The sequence below is a fragment of the Parvularcula bermudensis HTCC2503 genome (assembly GCF_000152825.2).
Classification (GTDB): Bacteria; Pseudomonadota; Alphaproteobacteria; order Caulobacterales; family Parvularculaceae; genus Parvularcula; species Parvularcula bermudensis.
Genome location: NC_014414.1, coordinates 2,232,637 through 2,249,052 on the forward strand (window position 1 = coordinate 2,232,637; position 16,416 = coordinate 2,249,052).

The following is a 16,416-nucleotide window of genomic DNA, read 5'->3' on the forward strand; positions in this document are numbered from 1 at the left end:
CGCCTCGCTGATTATTCTTCGAGCTCGGCATCCCAATAGAGATAATCGTGCCAGGTATGGTGCAAATAGTTCGGCGGAAAGGCCCGGCCCTTTTCATTCAGCTCGAACATATTGGGCTGGTAAGGGGGCTGGAAGGGCTCCATCCGCGCATCCCGCGGCAGCTTATTGCCCTTTTTCAGATTGCACGGGCTGCAGGCCGTCACAATGTTCTGCCAGGTCGTCTTCCCGCCGCGAGAGCGGGGGATCAGATGGTCGAAGGTCAGATTGTCGCGATCCTGCGTGCCGCAATACTGACAGGTAAACACGTCACGTAGAAACACGTTGAAGCGCGTAAAGGCCGGCTTTCGAGAGTGATTGACGTAGGTTTTGAGCGCGACAACGGAGGGAAGCCGCATGGTGACGGTGGGGCTGTTCACGGCCGTGTCGTATTCTGCGATGACATCGACCCGATCGAGAAACACGGCTTTTAACGTGTCCTGCCATGACCACAGGGAGAGGGGGAAGTAACTCAACGGCCGAAAATCGGCATTCAATACAAGAGCTGGACACCCGTCAGGAGCATGGCGAAGGGTCTGCACCGTTACATTCCTCTCTCGCAGAAAGCGGAGCCGAAATGTCGATGCTGACGGCCTATTCGGCTCGTCGCATGGTGGCGGACCAAAGGGTCGCCCAACTTATGCTGGCTCATTTGCGTGAACCCAGCGGCTCCTTCATCAAAGGCAGCACACCGGTATCGGCGCGCTGCCTTATTCCTACCTGATTCTCCATGACAGTTTCTTGTCATGGATCCCCCTCATCGCCAAGAGATCCCCTCGGCCGGGCTTTCATCGAGACCGGTGATCTCTCAATTGTTTCATGGTAAGAGGAACAATGACCACACCGCAACCTGTTGCCCGCGCTAAGCCGCTCGCAGTCTTTGGGGCCGAGCAGTGGGAGGGCCTGCGCCGCATTTCCTCCTGGAAAGGCCTCGCCCTTGTCGCCCATTGCTGGGGCGTGATCGCACTCAGCCTCACGGCCGTGGCGCTCTGGCCCCACCCCCTCATGGTGATCTTGGCGGTGATGATCATCGGCACGCGACAATTGGGGCTGGCGATCCTGATGCACGAGGCCGCCCATGGTCTGCTGCACCCCGATCAGCGTGTGAATGATCGGGTGGGCGAATGGCTCTGCGCCGCCCCGGTGGGGGCGACCTTAAAGGGATACCGCGATTATCACCTCGCCCATCACCGATATACGCAGACCGATCATGATCCGGATAAGGATCTCTCCGCCCCGTTCCCCGTCACGGGGGCCAGCCTGCGACGGAAAATCATTCGTGATCTGACGGGCCAAACCTTCTTCAAGCAGCGGGTTGGACTTGTCCGCATGAAGTGGCGTCAACGGGATAGGGGCGATGGATTGATTGCTGCGGCGACGACAAAGTTATGGCCCTTCGCCCTGACGAATATGGCGCTGTTGGTTGGCCTGTCGGTTATCGGCCAAGGGTGGCTCTTTGCGGTATGGGTCCTCGCCATGGCGACCTGGTTCCCCTTGGCGACGCGGCTACGCAACATTGCCGAGCATGCCTGCGTGCGCTCCTGTGCCGACCCCTTCACCCATGCGCGGACGACAAAGGCCAATCTTCTCGAACGTGCCTTGATCGCGCCTTATTGGGTCAATTTCCACGCCGAACATCACCTCTTCATGTATCTGCCGTGTTACCGTCTGCCCAAAGCGCATCGGATACTGATGAAGAGGGACGAGGCGCGCCGCATGATCGTTTCTCCCGGCTATCTTGCCACCTTGCGGGCCTGTCTCCTCCCCGCCAATAAAACAGCGGTTTCCTAAAAGCGGCCAAGGACCTTCGGGGTCGTTTAGAACGCGTATTTATCGAACAGGGCGGTAAAATCACCGCCGGCAGCATCGACATCGTGCAGAAGAGTGCACGCAAAGCTCTTTCCCGTCTCGGCAATCTCGACGAGGGGATCGAGAAAGGTGCGCTCGTCACGGCCACTACTGCCTCGACACGCGCGCCGCTGGAGACCCGCCGCCGATAGGGCGAGCACCTCCCGTGCCAGGTCCGTGACGGGACGGCCATCGACTGTCGCCGCCATCGCCTCCTTTGCCGCATCGTGACGGAACGCAGCCCGCGTTTCCTGCGACCAATGGCGGACCAGGTCCCACGCGGCATTGAGAGACTGATCGTCGTAGAGAAGGCCCACCCAAAAGGCAGGGAGCGCACAAATACGGCCCCAGCTGCCTGAATCCGCGCCGCGCATCTCAAGAAAAGTCTTGAGACGGACCTCGGGAAAGGCCGTAGACAAATGGTCTTTCCAATCTTCGAGCGTTGGCAATTGTCCCGGCGCGCCGGGCAATTCTCCGGCCAGGAGGTCCCGAAAGCTTTGCCCCGCCACGTCGACATAGTCCCCGTCCCGCCACAGAAAATACATCGGAACGTCCAACATGTATTCTGTGTACCGCTCGAACCCAAAGCCGTCCTCGAAAACGAAATCGAGCATCCCCGTCCGGTCGGGATCGGTATCGGTCCAGATATGGGCCCTGAACGACCGGTAGCCGGAGAAAGCGGCGTCGATGAATGGCGAGTTCGCGAACAGCGCCGTGGCGAGGGGTTGCAGGGCCAGGGCGGTCCTGAATTTCATCACCATGTCCGCTTCGCTGGCGAAATCGAGATTGACCTGCACGGTCGCGGTCCGGTGCATCATGTCGAGGCCGAGGGAGCCGACCTTCGGCATGTAATTGCGCATGATCGTATAGCGCCCCTTGGGCACTTTCGGCATGTCATCCCGCGACCAGGACGGCGCCGCCCCAAGGCCGATAAAGCCGATCCCCAAGGGCTCAGCCACCGCTTTGACCTCGGCCAGATGGGTGTGCACCTCGTTACAGGTCTCATGCAGGCTCACCAAAGGGGCGCCCGACAATTCAAACTGGCCCCCGGGTTCAAGGGTGATCGAGGCGCCCTCTTTCTTGAGCGCCACAAGGGCATCCCCTTCGTGCAGCGGGGTCCAGCCATATTGCGCCGAGAGCCGATGCAACACCGCCTCAATGGATCGCTCCCCCGAAAAGGGAAGCGGGGCATAGCTATCGGTCAGAAACCCGAATTTCTCGTGCTCTGTCCCAATGCGCCATTCGGCGACGGGTTTACAGCCACTCGCGAGATAAGCGCTCAATGCCGCGACATCTTCGATGGGGGGCAGGTCCTCGCGGGCGCTCGCATCCAATTGGGTCATAGGCCAGTCCTTCGTCCAGCCGCTTCCGTGATCCCCGGGGCGGCAAACCGCAAGACCGGAGTGCCAATTTGACGGCTAGATGTCGCCGAGAACCGCCTGCCAGAGACTGATTGCCACCAGGGCCGCCGTTTCCGCGCGCAAAACTCTTGGCCCCAAACTGACCGCAAGGGTGCCCGGAAGCGCTCTTAGGGTCTGTCGTTCTGTCGGCGTAAAACCGCCTTCGGGCCCGATCAGGAGGGCGCCCGGCGACCCTGCCAAGCTCTCCTGTCGTGTAAGTAGCGCCGCGGCGGCGCCTTCCCCGTGTCCCGACGGTCCCCCCCATCGCGCCGAAGGATCGTCCCCCGCTTCGTCGCAATAGACGAGACAGGATGGCGGGGCGGCGATGAGGTCTTGAAGCGAGATCAGCGGATGGATCGTGGGCGTATCCAGCCGCTCGCATTGCTCAGCCGCCTCGACAGCGATCGATGCGAGGCGATCGTCCTTGAGCCCCGCCTTGGGCACAATGGTTCGGTCCGTTCTGACCGGGCGAAAGTCGGTTATCCCCAGCTCGGTCCCCTTTTGGATGATCAGCTCTGTTGGATCTTTCTTGAGCGGCGCGAAATAGAGCGTCAGCGGTGAGGGCGGCGTCATCGGGCGTGTCTGCCGCTCGACCGTCAGCACCCCATGCTTTTTCGAGGCGATCGTGATGGCCGCGGCCCATTCCCCCGAGCGGCCGTCGAACAGGAGGACCGGCGCGTTTTGATCGAGCCGAAGCACGTGGTGCAGATAGTGCCATTGAGCGCCCTCGATGGGGATCACCCGGTCGGGCGCCAGCGTCAGCGCGGCATCCCCTCCCACGAAAAGCCGAGGCGGTGGTTTTGCCATCATCCCTCTCCCACAGCGGGGGCAAAGCGCCAGGGTCGATTGAGAAGCGTTTCTCCCCGCATGTGGGAGACCCCTAGCCGATTGCCGACCGGGTCGCGACCCCGGCTCGTCTGCGGCCCCTCCTCACGGAGAGGCCGGGTCTTCTCGCAAGCGGGGCGCAATGCGCCTTTCCCCTGGAACGCCCCTCCCCTCAGGCAACGGAGTAGACACGCAGGGGATTAGAACGGAATGTCGTCGTCGAGGTCGAAATTTTGTCCGCCGCCGGATCCGCCGCGATCGGCCCCGCCGCCGGAAATTTGCTGGCCATAGCCCCCGCCCATCTGGTCGCCGCCGCGACTGTCGAGCATCGTCAGCTCGGAGCGATAGGGGCGTAGGACGACTTCGGTGGAGTACCGATCATTGCCGTCCTTGTCTTGCCATTTGCGAGTCTCAAGCTGGCCCTCAATATACACTTTCGAGCCCTTTTTGAGATAGTTCTGCGCGACCCGAACAAGGGGCTCGGAAAAAATGGCGACGCTATGCCATTCGGTCTTTTCCCGACGTTCCCCACTGTTCTTGTCTTTCCAATTTTCCGATGTCGCAATCCGAAGATTGCACACCTGGCCGCCATTATTGAACTGCCGAACTTCTGGGTCCTGACCGAGATTTCCGATCAAAATGACTTTATTGACGCTGCCCGCCATGGCGCTTCTCCGTCTCGGTAATGGGCCAGCACCATAGGGAGGCGGGCCCAATCCCTCCAATCGAGTTTTTCCCCAATGCGGCGTACATCTTTTGTTCTCGTGTGCCAAGGTGAAACAGCACGGCCCCAGCCCCATCAAGGAAATCATTGGAGGCAGGATGAAGAGCGTGATAAAGTTACGGGGTGCGGCAGTGGTATCCTCTCTTCATCGCTCTCTTGACCTTTCTGGGAGCGCAGATCGCGGCATCGGCGCACGCGGTCGAGTTTGGCGATCCCGCCCATACCCATGACGGTGAGGCCTGCGACCTCAGCCAGTTTGGTCTCCGGGTGGGAGATCTCCCCGCGCCGCCGACGATCACCCTGCCCGGCGAGGCGTTCATCGCCGCCCCGTTGGCCTTCGCCCGCCGGTTGCTTGCCGCGTCGACACTGCACGACCATCCACCGCAACGTGCTCCGCCTTTTCCGATCACCCAGTGAGCCACACCCTATCCGCGCCTCCTTCGGGGCGCGGCCGTCTCTATTTGTGTTGATCAGGAAATATCATGAAATCCCTATCCCTCGGCCTGCCGGCCGTTCTCCTTTCCGTGAGCGGCATTGCCCTCGCCCAATCCGGTGAGACAGATGATCGGATCATCGTCACCGGCTCCCCCCTCGCCCATGAGCTTGATGAGGTGCATGTGGGCACATCAGTGCTCACCGATGAGGAGCTGCGCCGACGTCAGGCGCAAAGCCTCGGCGAGACCTTGAGATCACTCCCCGGGGTCAGTGCGACCGCCTTCGGTCCCGGCGCCTCCCGCCCCATCATCAGAGGCCAGGGCGGCAGTCGTGTCCGGGTCTTGGAGAACGGGGTGGCCACAATTGATGCGGCCAGTCTCAGCCCTGACCACGCCGTTCCGCTCAACCCGGCCCTCGCCGACCGGATCGAAGTGGTCCGCGGCACAACGCTCCTGCGCTATGGCAGCAATGCATCGGGTGGGGTTGTGCTCGTCGACGATGGCCGCCTGCCCAGTGAGGTGCCGACCGACGGCCTTGAAGGGGCGTTTCGACTTGGCGGCAGCACCGTCGATAACGGCGTCGAAGCCGCCGGCGGTATCACCGGCACTCTCGGCACGATCGGTCCCGTCACGCTGGTGGGCCATTTGAGCGGTGCCATCCTCGATACGGAGGATTATGACATTCCCGGCTTCGCCGAATCCGCAAGGCTGCGCGCCCTTGAGGAGGAAGAGGAAGGCGAGGACCATGATGATGACCACGATGACGATCATGATCATGAGCATGAGGACGAAGGGCGCGATGTCCTGGCCAATTCAGATGTCCTGTCGGAGACCGCAGCCATCGGCTTCTCGGCCATCGGCGACAATGGCTTCCTGGCGGTTTCCGCGAAGAGCTTTTCCAGCACCTATGGCATTCCCGCCGGGCACGCTCACGACCATGAGCACGAAGAAGAGCACGGCGACGAGGAAGAAGAGGAGCACGATCACGAGGAAGAAGAGGCAGGCGTCTTTATCGAGCTCGAGCAACAGCGGGTGGATCTGAGGGGAAGTCTGTCCCTTACCGGCCCCTTCGAGCAGGTCGATCTCTTTGCTGGTTATACCGATTACGAACATATCGAGTTTGAAGGCCCCGGTGAGCCCGGAACGGTGTTTGCGACCACCGGCTCCGACCTCCGGCTCGAAGTCCTCCAGCGGGAACGGAACGGCTGGCGCGGCGCCATCGGCTTGAATGTCGATCAGCGCCAGGAGTCCGCCGTCGGCGAGGAAGCGTTCTTCCCTGAAGCCGACACCCTGCAATGGGGTCTCTATACGGTCCAGGAATGGATCAGGGGGGCCTCAACGGTCGAAGCGGGGCTCAGAGTTGAACAGACCGACATTGACGCCGATGGTGGGGAAAGTCGGGATTTCGACACCGTCAGCGTCTCGGGCAGCTATGGATATCAGTTTACCGACCAACTCTCCGCAGGGCTGACAGCCTTCCGCACCGAGCGCGCGCCTGCCGCCGAAGAGCTGTTTTCCGATGGGCCGCATCTGGCCACCGGCGCGTATGAGCTCGGCAATCCGCTCCTCGATATCGAAGTCGCCGCCGGGCTCGAGGCTGTCCTGCGCTATGCCACGGACCGCTTCACCCTCACGGCGTCGAGCTTCTTCACCGACTATCAGGACTTCATCTACGAACGCTCCACGGGGGAGAATGCGGAGACCTTGCTCCTGGCCCGGGGCGTCGAGGCTGAAGAAGCCGAAGAGTTCGGCGACTTGCCGGTGCTTGCGTTCACCGGTGCCGATGCGCGCTTCTCAGGGGGCGAACTCGCCATTGATCTGGGCCTCGGTACGCTAGGCGGGCTCGATCTCAGCGCGAGTTTGGTCGGACAAATTGTGGAAGCCGAGCTTGCCAATGGCGATCCCCTCCCCCGTATCCCACCGGCGCAGGTCCTTTTCGGCCTCGAAGCGGCACGCGAAGGGCTGTCTCTGCGCGCTGAACTCGACCATGCCGCCGAGCAGGACGAAACCGCCGAGGGAGAATTGCCGACGGATAGCTATACGGTGCTCAACGCCTTTGCGGATTGGACGCCGTTCAGCGGCAATGAGGCCCTGACGGTCAGCGCTGCGATGTTGAACCTCACCGATGAGGAGGTTCGCTTGCATACCTCCTATCTGAAGGACGAAGTGCCGATGCCGGGCCGAAACCTGCGGTTGTCGGTGCGCTATGTCTTCTGATCGGTCCGACCTGCCCTATCGGACGGCACTGACCTGACGCTGAGGCCCCTGCCGGAGGAAATCTCCGGCAGGTTTCTTGCACAGCGCAAGGAACGAAGGCGCTTTATCTTCTGTTGCCTGCGTAGCACTTATGATAATCTCATAATAAGCCAGAAGTGTATAAGACGTGCGTATCTTGGGGGAAGTATTGAAGAATTTGTCAGTAGCCATCGCGGCCGCGACGATTTTCTTCGCCTTGGTCCCTTCACCCGTTGATGCGCAAAACGTCAATACACAAGACCCCGTTGAGCAGGACGTCAATACACAGAAGACCAGCGAGATTAGCGATCAGTCATTCCTTGAAAAAGGTCGCTTCCAGAGCGTTCTGGATCGCATGCACATACGGGCGGGGATCACCAGTATTCGCTTCAGAGAAGGATTGGACGTTAAGGCCGACGGCAATATCGCCCAGACGATCGACCTGTTCACGGATCTCGAAGTCTCCTTCGATGAGATTTTCGAGTTGGAGAACGTCAACACCTTCGTGCTGGAAGTCGGATATCGGGCCTCCCAATATCTCTCTTTCGCCGCCAGTGTCCCCACCCCGCCCGAGGAGGAGGAGCCCGAGGGGGGGGAGCCCACCGAGTTCGGCAAGATCATTCGCGGGATCGAATATTGGCCGATAGTGGTTGAAGCCCGTTTTCATCCCTCATTTGTCGATTGGATCGACCCCTATGTGGGGGCGGGCGTCACGTTCCTAAGGGTCAGAGCGACGGATCCCGGCCCCTTGGAAGAGGTGTCGGCCAACAACACGATTGGCTTTGGGGTGTCCGCCGGATTTGAGATTCCCATCGCGCGGAAATTCGGGCTGTTCGGCGATTTCAAATATTATGACCTCGACACCGATGGAACGTTCACGGCGATTACGGCCGACCTCGGCGACCGCGGAGACCTCGTTGTCGATGGCACCGGCGTGGTGCGGTTCGACCCCACCGTCTTCACCTTCGGATTGAGCTATCACTTCTAAAAGCGGGAATTGCCCCCGAGACGTGCGGCCCCCCTCCCCTAAGCCCCGACGATGACCTACATCCCCTGCTTAGGCTGGAGGTGCGTTTGTCACAGAAATACATCACCGTTGCCGGGGCGCGGGAACACAATCTGAAAGACGTCCATGTCCGCATCCCCCGCGATGCCCTGACGGTCGTCACCGGATTGTCCGGCTCAGGCAAGTCGTCCCTCGCCTTCGACACGATCTATGCCGAAGGGCAGCGGCGCTATGTCGAGAGCCTGTCCGCCTATGCGCGGCAGTTTCTCGAACTGATGCAAAAACCGGATGTCGACCAGATCGACGGGCTGTCACCGGCCATCTCCATCGAACAGAAGACCACCTCGAAGAACCCTCGCTCCACCGTCGCGACCGTGACGGAAATCTACGACTATATGCGGCTCCTGTGGGCGCGGGTGGGGATCCCCTATTCTCCCGCTACCGGCGAGCCCATCACCTCCCAGACCGTGTCGGAGATGGTCGACCGGCTGATGGCGCAACCTGAGGGGGCGCGATATTATATCCTTGCCCCGATGATCCGAGGGCGGAAGGGAGAATATCGTAAAGAGCTGGCCGAGCTCATGAAAAAGGGCTTCCAGCGGGTACGCATCGACGGTGAGTTTCACGATATCGCTGATGCGCCCTCCCTCGACAAAAAGCTGAAACACGATATCGAAATTGTGGTCGATCGAGTGGTGTTAAAAGCCGGCCTTGAAAGTCGGCTGGCGGAAAGCTTTGAGACTGCCCTTGACCTCGCCGATGGGATCGTCCTCGCGGAAAGCGCCGATGGCGGCACCAAGGGCGAAGCGGAAAAGCTGACCTTTTCGGCAAAATTTGCGTGCCCCGTATCCGGGTTTACCATCGAGGAAATCGAGCCGCGGCTGTTTTCCTTCAATTCGCCGCAAGGGGCATGCGCGGTTTGCGATGGGCTCGGAACGATGATGGAATTCGATCCCGACCTGGTCGTGCCCGATCCCCAAAAGAAACTCCGCGATGGGGCGATCGCGGCGTGGTCGAAAACCCAAAGCCCTTATTACACTCAAACCCTCGAAGCCCTCGGCGCCAAATACGGGTTCACCGTGGAGGCGGAGTGGCGCTCCCTCACCGCCAAGCAGAAGAACAAGATCCTGTACGGTACGAAAAACGAAAAGGTCCAGTTCGTCTATGATGACGGGCTCAGGCGCTTTGACACGACCAAAGCTTTCGAAGGGGTGATCCCCAATCTCGACCGCCGCTGGCGCGAGACCGACAGCGCCTGGGTCCGGGAGGAGATGGAGAAATATCAGTCCATCACCCCTTGCGAGGCCTGCGGCGGTCAGCGTCTCAAGCCCGAAGCGCTGGCGGTACGGATCGACGGGGCCCCGATTGCGGCGATCGCCGCCAAATCGATTCGCGATGCCTATGAGTGGTTCGCGGCGGTGGACGCCCATCTCACCGATACCCAAAAGCAAATCGCCGTCCGTATTCTGAAGGAAATTCGGGATCGTCTGCATTTTCTGAATGCCGTCGGCCTTGGCTATCTGGGCCTCGATCGTGCATCGGGTACTCTTTCTGGGGGGGAGAGCCAGCGTATTCGCCTTGCCAGCCAGATCGGCTCGGGGCTGACGGGCGTTCTCTATGTCCTCGACGAGCCATCGATTGGCCTTCACCAGCGGGACAATGACCGGCTGCTCGAAACCCTCAGACGCCTGAAGGATCTCGGCAATACCGTCCTGGTGGTCGAACATGACGAAGACGCGATCCGAACCGCCGACTATGTCATTGATATCGGCCCGGGCGCTGGCGTCCATGGCGGCAAGGTGGTCGCCGCCGGGACCCCAGACGAGATCATGGCCGATCCCGTCTCCCTCACCGGTGATTATTTGGCGGGGCGCAAGGAAGTGCCGGTGCCGGAGCGGCGCCGTCCCATCGATCAAAAGAAGATGATCAAAGTGATCGGCGCCGCCGCCAACAATCTGAAGACCGTCACCGCCGAATTTCCCGTCGGGGTTTTGACCTGCGTCACCGGTGTTTCAGGCGGGGGTAAGTCGACCCTGACCAATCAGACCCTCTACAAGGCGGCCGCTCGGCGGCTCATGAATGCCAAGGCGGTCCCAGGGGTGCATGAGGCGATCGAAGGTCTTGAGCATCTCGATAAGGTGATCGACATTGACCAGTCCCCTATCGGGCGCACGCCGCGGTCGAACCCCGCGACCTATACCGGCGCCTTTGGGCCGATACGGGATTGGTACGCCGAACTGCCCGAATCGAAAGCGCGGGGATACAAGCCGGGTCGCTTCTCTTTCAATGTCAAAGGGGGGCGGTGCGAGGCATGCCAGGGCGATGGCGTCACCAAGATCGAAATGCACTTTTTGCCGGACGTCTTCGTCACCTGCGATGTCTGCAAGGGCAAACGGTATAATCGGGAGACCCTGGAAGTCGAATTCAAGGGCAAGTCGATCGCCGATGTGCTCGACATGACCGTCGAGGAAGGGGCGGCGTTTTTCTCCGCCGTCCCGAGTATACGGAACAAGCTGACGACCCTTGATCGCGTCGGTCTTGGCTATATCAAGGTCGGTCAACAGGCGACGACCCTCTCGGGCGGCGAGGCCCAGCGGGTCAAACTCGCCAAGGAATTGTCCAAGGTCGCCACCGGCCAGACCCTCTATGTCCTCGATGAGCCGACCACGGGGCTTCATTTCGACGATGTCCGTAAGCTGATGGATGTGCTTCAGGAATTGGTGGATGCCGGTAACACCGTGGTCATCATCGAGCACAATCTCGATGTCATCAAACAGGCTGATTGGATCATCGACCTTGGCCCCGAAGGGGGGGATGGCGGCGGTGAAATCGTGGCGGTGGGATCCCCCGAGGAGGTCGCCGCAAACAAGGCCTCGGTGACGGGACATTTTCTTGCCCCCATTCTCGCGCGGTCGACCAGCGCCGCGAAGTCGACGGGCAAGACTGCCGCAAAAAAGCCCCCCCGGAAGCGCACCCGAAAGACCAAAGCGGCCTGACAGCGGGGGCGTGACCGGGCGTGTCCTTTGCACCTCGGCCCTTGCATCATGAAATGGCCCTGAAGAGGGAAGAGTTCAGCCCCCCCTCTCACGGGTCGATACTTGCCCCCCGGCGCCCCTCCCCCCTAGAGGTTAGACATGAAACCATTGACGATTATCGGGGCGGGCCTTGCCGGCTCAGAGGCCGCTTGGCAGGCCGCCGAGGCTGGCCTTTCTGTTACGCTCATCGAGATGCGGCCGACGCGCATGACCGAGGCCCACCGGACCGAGGGCTGCGCGGAATTGGTCTGCTCCAATTCCTTCCGGTCAGACGATGCCGAAACCAATGCGGTCGGCCTGCTGCACGAGGAAATGCGTCGTTGCGGTTCCTTGATACTCAACGCGGCCGACACCCATCAGGTCCCCGCCGGGGGGGCGCTAGCGGTGGACCGGGACGGGTTTTCCGACGCGGTGACCGCCGCCTTGACCGCCCATCCGCGGATCACACTGGAACGGCGGGAGGTGACAGCCCTCCCCGCCCCCGGGACCCTCGCCATTATCGCCACGGGGCCTTTGACCAGCGGCCCCCTCGCCGAGGCGATGACCGAGGTGGTGGGCGAAGACGATCTTGCCTTCTTCGATGCCATCGCCCCGATCATCCACAAAGACTCGATCGATTTCTCCAAGGCCTGGTTCCAGTCGCGCTATGACAAGCCCGGCCCGGGAGGATCGGGAAAAGACTACCTCAACCTGGCGATGACCGAAGCGGAATATGATCGCTTCCTCTCGGCTCTGCTTGAGGGAGAAACCACCGAGTTCAAGGAATGGGAGACATCGACCCCCTATTTCGAAGGCTGTTTGCCCATCGAAGTCATGGCGGCACGGGGGCGAGAAACCTTGCGATTTGGGCCGATGAAACCCGTCGGGCTGACCAATCCCCACAAGGATGAAAAGCCCTTTGCGGTGGTTCAACTACGCCAGGACAATGCGCTTGGGACCCTCTTCAACATGGTGGGGTTTCAGACCAAGCTGAAATACGGCGCCCAAGGGGATGTTTTTCGCTTGATCCCAGGGCTTGAGAACGCGCGCTTTGCCCGGTTGGGCGGGATCCATCGCAATACCTTTATCAATTCCCCCAAGGTTCTGACCGATGATCTGTCGGCAAAGGCCCAGCCCGGCTTACGATTTGCCGGCCAGATGACGGGGGTCGAGGGGTATCTTGAGAGTGCCGCGATCGGTCTCTTGGCGGGCCGGTTCGCCGCCGCCGAGGCGCGGGGCGAGGCCCCGGCGCTGCCGCCGCGAACCACCGCCCTCGGCGCCTTGCATCACCATATCACCCAAGGACATGTGCCGGGCGAGAAAGGCAGCTTTCAGCCGATGAACGTCAATTTCGGCCTGTTCCCCCCGATGGAGGCACCGCGCCAGGACGAGGAGGGGCGGCGTCTGCGCGGGAAAGAGAAGGGGCGCGCGAAAAAGCGCCTGATGAGTGCTCGGGCCTTGGCCGACCTTGAGAGCTGGATCGGTGCGGTGGATGCCGCCGCCTAGTCCAAAAGTTGCTCTTTTGTTCTTGCATGTTCCGGTTTTGTGCCTTATTAAGAGGGCATGCAGACGTCCCTTGATTTCGACCGCGATAGCGCCCTTCCCCGTATGGCGGAGATTTTGGTGCTCACCTTCGGCAAAGCCCGGCGCCACACGGATGACGCCCTGCGGCAACTCATCTTCATGACCTTGGCGGAGGGCGAGGCGCGATCGGTGGGCCTTGCGGTTTTCGAGCAGATGAGGCGGCGATACCCCAATTGGCGAGCGCTGTCTGACGCGTCGGCTGATGATTTAACGGGATTGTTTGTGGGCCTGGCCCATCGTCGGCGGAAGGCGGAAGCCATTCCTGGATTGCTCAAAGCGATAGAAGCGGAAAGCGGCGGCTTTGACCTTAGTTTCCTTGCGCGGGTCTCCACCGATGCGGCGCGGCGGTGGCTCGAGAAATTACCCGGGGTGAGCCATACAATGGCCTCGGCCGTCCTGGCTTTCTCCTCCCTCAACCGGGCAGCGTTGCCGGTGGATCGTGCCAGTGCCCGACCGATCCGGCGGCTGGGCCTGTGTGCTGAGGGGGCGCCCCTATCAGCGCTTGGTCGTCAGGTCCTCGAACGGGCACCGGCGAGTTGGGACGCGGAGATTGTGGCGGATTTCAGCTATGGTCTGTCACGTCTCGCCGCGGGCTATTGTGGCCCTGCCCGGCCCGATTGCGAGGGGTGCCCGCTTTCGACGCTCTGTCCCCAGGCGGCGCGGCCGGACAGTCAGGTCATTGCCTTCCCTGGAGGTCAGCACCAGCGCCGCCGCCCGGCTCCCGCTCAAGGACCGACCTCCGGTCATGGCGTTAAAGCGAGCTGACCGCTGCTGTCATCGCGGGGGACGCCTTTGACAGAACCGACTGAAAATGACCTTCGATCAGGGTGAGATAGGCGGACAGCCGGGATGTTTCCGGCAGGGCGGCGCGCGCCTCGTCCAGATGATGCCGCGCCGTCTCCACTGCTTTGGACACGGTATCCTCACTCTCGCCGCCCTCCGACAGGGCGGTGCGTTTGCCGTCATCGCGCCCTGTCGATTTGAGGGCGGAGACGGAATCGATCAGGTCGAGAAGATCGTCGAGCGCCTGGTAGGCGCGGCCGAGGGCGGTCGCGAAGGCCGCAAGGGCCACGCTTTTCTCTGAAACCCATCCGGCGGTCTGCTCTCCCGCAAGAACGGCGGCCTCGAACAGGACGCCGGTCTTGCCGTCCTGGATCGTCTCGAGGGAGGTGGTGCCCGGATTGAGATCGAGCGCCTGGCCCTGGACCAATCCCCGCCACCCCACCGCCGATGAGAGAATTGAGGCGATCTTGGTTTTCTCCGCCGCGCTCAGAGGTTCTGCGGCCATCACGACACCATAGGCCCCGTTAAGGAGGCCAATGGCCGCGAGGATCGCGGTACTTTCGCCAAAAGCACGATGACAGGTCGGGCGGCCGCGGCGCAGATCCGCATCGTCCATGGCGGGCAGATCATCGATCACCAGACTTGCCGTGTGGATCATTTCAACGGCGCATGCCGTATCCAACGCCCGTTCGAGGGAACCGCCGCATTCCCGTGCAGCCAATAAAGTGAGAACGGCGCGGATCCGCTTTCCCGGCGCCAACAAACTGTGACGAGCCGCCTCAGCAGGAGGACCCACCGCGGGGATCAGGTCGGCAAGTCGCGACTCGACCACCCCTTTCAGGCGAAGGGCCTCCGCCTCGATTGTCTCTGCCGCCTCGGCAAGGTGGTCCTGTCGATCAGAAGACTGGTGCCCAACCACAATCGCCCTTTCGCTCCCCTCGCCCGTCGATCCTACAGATATTGGCCCAACGCGCCTATGGTAAAGAGACGGCAGCAAGGCTTGCCCCCTTTCAAGGGGACCCCATCAGCTTCGAGATAGCCTTCGCGCCGGTTCTGCCTAAACTCTTTGGCATGGACGAGGGCCCTTCAGATATCGTCTCCCGCAAACGGGATCACCTGGCAGTGGTCCTTGAGCGTGATGTCGGCTTTGGCGGTCTGACCACCGGGCTCGAAAAGATCCGCTTTATGCCGAATGCCCTGCCCGAGATCGACTACCGCGCCGTGGATCTTAGCACCACGCTGCTCGGCATCCCCCTCGCCGCGCCCCTCATTATCAATTCCATGACAGGGGGGCCGGAGAAAGCGGCAACCATCAATCTTCATCTGACCGAGGCGGCCGCCCATCTGGGAATCGCCATGGCCGTCGGCTCTCAACGGGTGGCGCTTGAGGATAAAGGCCAGTCCGGGTTCAGCCCTGCCCTCCGCCGTGCCGCGCCGAATATTCCGTTGTTCGCCAATCTCGGTGCTGCGCAGATACGCGGGCCCAAGGGGGTCGATCGGGCCCGCGCGGCCCTCGACATGATTGCCGCGGATGGCCTCTTCATCCACCTCAACCCAGTGCAGGAGGCCATTCAGAATGGGGGCGATACCGATTGGACAGGGGTCATTTCAGGCCTTGAACGTCTTGTCAGCGCAGGGATCCCCATTGCCGTCAAGGAAGTAGGGTTCGGTCTGTCGCCGAATGTCGTTCGCCGCCTCGTTGAGATCGGGGTACGGATCATCGACGTCGCGGGCGCGGGCGGCACCAATTGGGCACGGGTCGAAGGATTTCGCGAAGGACATCTCGCCCAGCGCGCCGCCCTTTTCACCGAATGGGGACTGCCAACGGCAAGCGCCATTCGGCACGCCCGCGCGATTGCCCCCTCCACCATGCTCATCGGGTCGGGGGGGATCAAAACCGCTCACGATGTCGCCGCCGCCCTTCGCCTTGGCGCCGATCTTGTCGGCCAGGCCGCAGCAAGCCTCAGCGCCGCGCTTGAAAGCACCGAAGCGGTGGTCGCCCATTTCCAGGAGATCATAGAGGGTCTACGGACGATTTGTTTCGCCACAGGCTCGGCGGATATTGCCAGCCTCAAATCGGCGCCGCTCATCGAGGATGCCTAAAGCCTTTTCAAGCGAAGGGGGAAAGCGGGGGCCTTGGCGCGTCACGCCCCTTGCGGCCCGCGCCTCAGCTTTGTCGCAGACGACGGACTTCGTTAATCGTGGCTCTGACCACATCGCGCAATCTATTAAGGGCGTCGGCCCTATCATCAAGGGAGGCTTCGGGACCGATCATGCCCTCCGCCTCTTCGCAGATCTGACCGATTTCCCACGCGCCGACACCACGGCTCGCGCCTTTCAGAGCGTGAGCGGCGTCGCGCCATGCCGTGTCATTGGCCATCGGGTTTAAGACCTCGGCCCATGTTTCGACCTGTTGTTCGTAGATCGCCAGAATTTCATCCCGCAGGGCACGATCGCCAGCGACATATTGGTTGAGATGATGAACGTCGATTAACGCCATTGGTCTGTGCCCAGCCACTATTCTTGT

At 61.4% G+C, this 16,416-nt stretch carries 14 protein-coding genes; 8 read left to right on the forward strand and 6 right to left on the reverse strand.

The features are described from left to right. Positions 1-11: 11 nt before the first annotated feature. A complete protein-coding gene (locus PB2503_RS10580) occupies positions 12-578 on the reverse strand; it encodes an HNH endonuclease (protein ID WP_013301251.1) in 567 nt (188 codons plus the stop codon). A gap of 292 nt (positions 579-870) precedes the next feature. Between PB2503_RS10580 and PB2503_RS10585 the strand changes: the two genes are divergently transcribed. Further along, entirely contained in the window at positions 871-1,827 is a 957-nt protein-coding gene (locus PB2503_RS10585) for a fatty acid desaturase family protein (protein WP_013301253.1), read from the forward strand. A gap of 26 nt (positions 1,828-1,853) precedes the next feature. Here the strand turns inward: PB2503_RS10585 and PB2503_RS10590 are convergent, their stop codons facing one another. From PB2503_RS10590 to ssb, 3 genes are all read right to left on the reverse strand, one after another. After that, positions 1,854-3,227, reverse strand: a complete 1,374-nt coding sequence (locus PB2503_RS10590; RefSeq protein WP_013301254.1) for a glutamate--cysteine ligase — start codon at positions 3,225-3,227, stop codon at positions 1,854-1,856. A 75-nt stretch (positions 3,228-3,302) separates the two neighbouring features. Then, positions 3,303-4,094: a 16S rRNA (uracil(1498)-N(3))-methyltransferase gene (locus tag PB2503_RS10595; RefSeq protein WP_202944374.1), complete on the reverse strand. Its 792-nt coding sequence runs from the start codon at positions 4,092-4,094 to the stop codon at positions 3,303-3,305. 215 nt (positions 4,095-4,309) lie between these two features. Beyond that, a complete protein-coding gene (ssb, locus tag PB2503_RS10600; protein ID WP_013301256.1) occupies positions 4,310-4,774 on the reverse strand; it encodes a single-stranded DNA-binding protein in 465 nt (154 codons plus the stop codon). Between the two features lie 182 nt (positions 4,775-4,956). Here ssb and PB2503_RS10605 point away from each other — a divergent pair, with 182 nt between their 5' ends. The 6 genes from PB2503_RS10605 to PB2503_RS14100 all read left to right on the forward strand — a co-directional run bounded on the left by PB2503_RS10605 (position 4,957) and on the right by PB2503_RS14100 (position 13,871). Next, positions 4,957-5,250 (forward strand): hypothetical protein, encoded by a 294-nt coding sequence (locus PB2503_RS10605; RefSeq protein WP_013301257.1) that lies wholly within the window; start codon positions 4,957-4,959, stop codon positions 5,248-5,250. A gap of 65 nt (positions 5,251-5,315) precedes the next feature. Beyond that, on the forward strand, positions 5,316-7,484 hold the full coding sequence (locus PB2503_RS10610; protein ID WP_013301258.1) for a TonB-dependent receptor: 2,169 nt from the start codon (positions 5,316-5,318) through the stop codon (positions 7,482-7,484). Positions 7,485-7,650: 166 nt separating this feature from the next. Then, entirely contained in the window at positions 7,651-8,490 is an 840-nt protein-coding gene (locus PB2503_RS10615) for an OmpW/AlkL family protein (protein ID WP_013301259.1), read from the forward strand. A gap of 86 nt (positions 8,491-8,576) precedes the next feature. Next, a complete protein-coding gene (uvrA, locus tag PB2503_RS10620; protein WP_041535610.1) occupies positions 8,577-11,504 on the forward strand; it encodes an excinuclease ABC subunit UvrA in 2,928 nt (975 codons plus the stop codon). A 138-nt stretch (positions 11,505-11,642) separates the two neighbouring features. Further along, a complete protein-coding gene (gene trmFO / locus PB2503_RS10625; RefSeq protein ID WP_013301261.1) occupies positions 11,643-13,028 on the forward strand; it encodes a methylenetetrahydrofolate--tRNA-(uracil(54)-C(5))-methyltransferase (FADH(2)-oxidizing) TrmFO in 1,386 nt (461 codons plus the stop codon). Positions 13,029-13,085: 57 nt separating this feature from the next. After that, positions 13,086-13,871, forward strand: coding sequence for an endonuclease III domain-containing protein (locus PB2503_RS14100; protein WP_013301262.1), 786 nt, complete (start codon positions 13,086-13,088; stop codon positions 13,869-13,871). Here the strand turns inward: PB2503_RS14100 and PB2503_RS10635 are convergent. Then, positions 13,858-14,808, reverse strand: coding sequence for a polyprenyl synthetase family protein (locus PB2503_RS10635; protein WP_013301263.1), 951 nt, complete (start codon positions 14,806-14,808; stop codon positions 13,858-13,860). The genes PB2503_RS14100 and PB2503_RS10635 overlap by 14 nt on opposite strands. 152 nt (positions 14,809-14,960) lie before the next feature. Between PB2503_RS10635 and fni the strand changes: the two genes are divergently transcribed. Then, positions 14,961-15,992 carry a type 2 isopentenyl-diphosphate Delta-isomerase gene (gene fni / locus PB2503_RS10640; protein WP_013301264.1) on the forward strand — a complete coding sequence of 344 codons (1,032 nt, stop codon included), beginning with the start codon at positions 14,961-14,963 and terminating at the stop codon, positions 15,990-15,992. 64 nt (positions 15,993-16,056) lie between these two features. Here the strand turns inward: fni and PB2503_RS10645 are convergent, their stop codons facing one another. Next, a complete protein-coding gene (locus tag PB2503_RS10645) occupies positions 16,057-16,389 on the reverse strand; it encodes an Hpt domain-containing protein (RefSeq protein ID WP_013301265.1) in 333 nt (110 codons plus the stop codon). Positions 16,390-16,416 lie beyond the last annotated feature (27 nt).

Bases quoted from the DNA above. Each gene is read 5' to 3' on its own strand.
- fni (WP_013301264.1), top strand. From the start codon at position 14,961: ATGGACGAGGGCCCTTCAGATATCGTCTCCCGCAAACGGGATCACCTG.
- trmFO (WP_013301261.1), top strand. From the start codon at position 11,643: ATGAAACCATTGACGATTATCGGGGCGGGCCTTGCCGGCTCAGAGGCC.
- PB2503_RS14100 (WP_013301262.1), top strand. From the start codon at position 13,086: ATGCAGACGTCCCTTGATTTCGACCGCGATAGCGCCCTTCCCCGTATG.
- PB2503_RS10645 (WP_013301265.1), bottom strand. From the start codon at position 16,389: ATGGCGTTAATCGACGTTCATCATCTCAACCAATATGTCGCTGGCGAT.
- PB2503_RS10595 (WP_202944374.1), bottom strand. From the start codon at position 4,094: ATGATGGCAAAACCACCGCCTCGGCTTTTCGTGGGAGGGGATGCCGCG.
- PB2503_RS10610 (WP_013301258.1), top strand. From the start codon at position 5,316: ATGAAATCCCTATCCCTCGGCCTGCCGGCCGTTCTCCTTTCCGTGAGC.
- PB2503_RS10585 (WP_013301253.1), top strand. From the start codon at position 871: ATGACCACACCGCAACCTGTTGCCCGCGCTAAGCCGCTCGCAGTCTTT.
- PB2503_RS10590 (WP_013301254.1), bottom strand. From the start codon at position 3,227: ATGACCCAATTGGATGCGAGCGCCCGCGAGGACCTGCCCCCCATCGAA.
- ssb (WP_013301256.1), bottom strand. From the start codon at position 4,774: ATGGCGGGCAGCGTCAATAAAGTCATTTTGATCGGAAATCTCGGTCAG.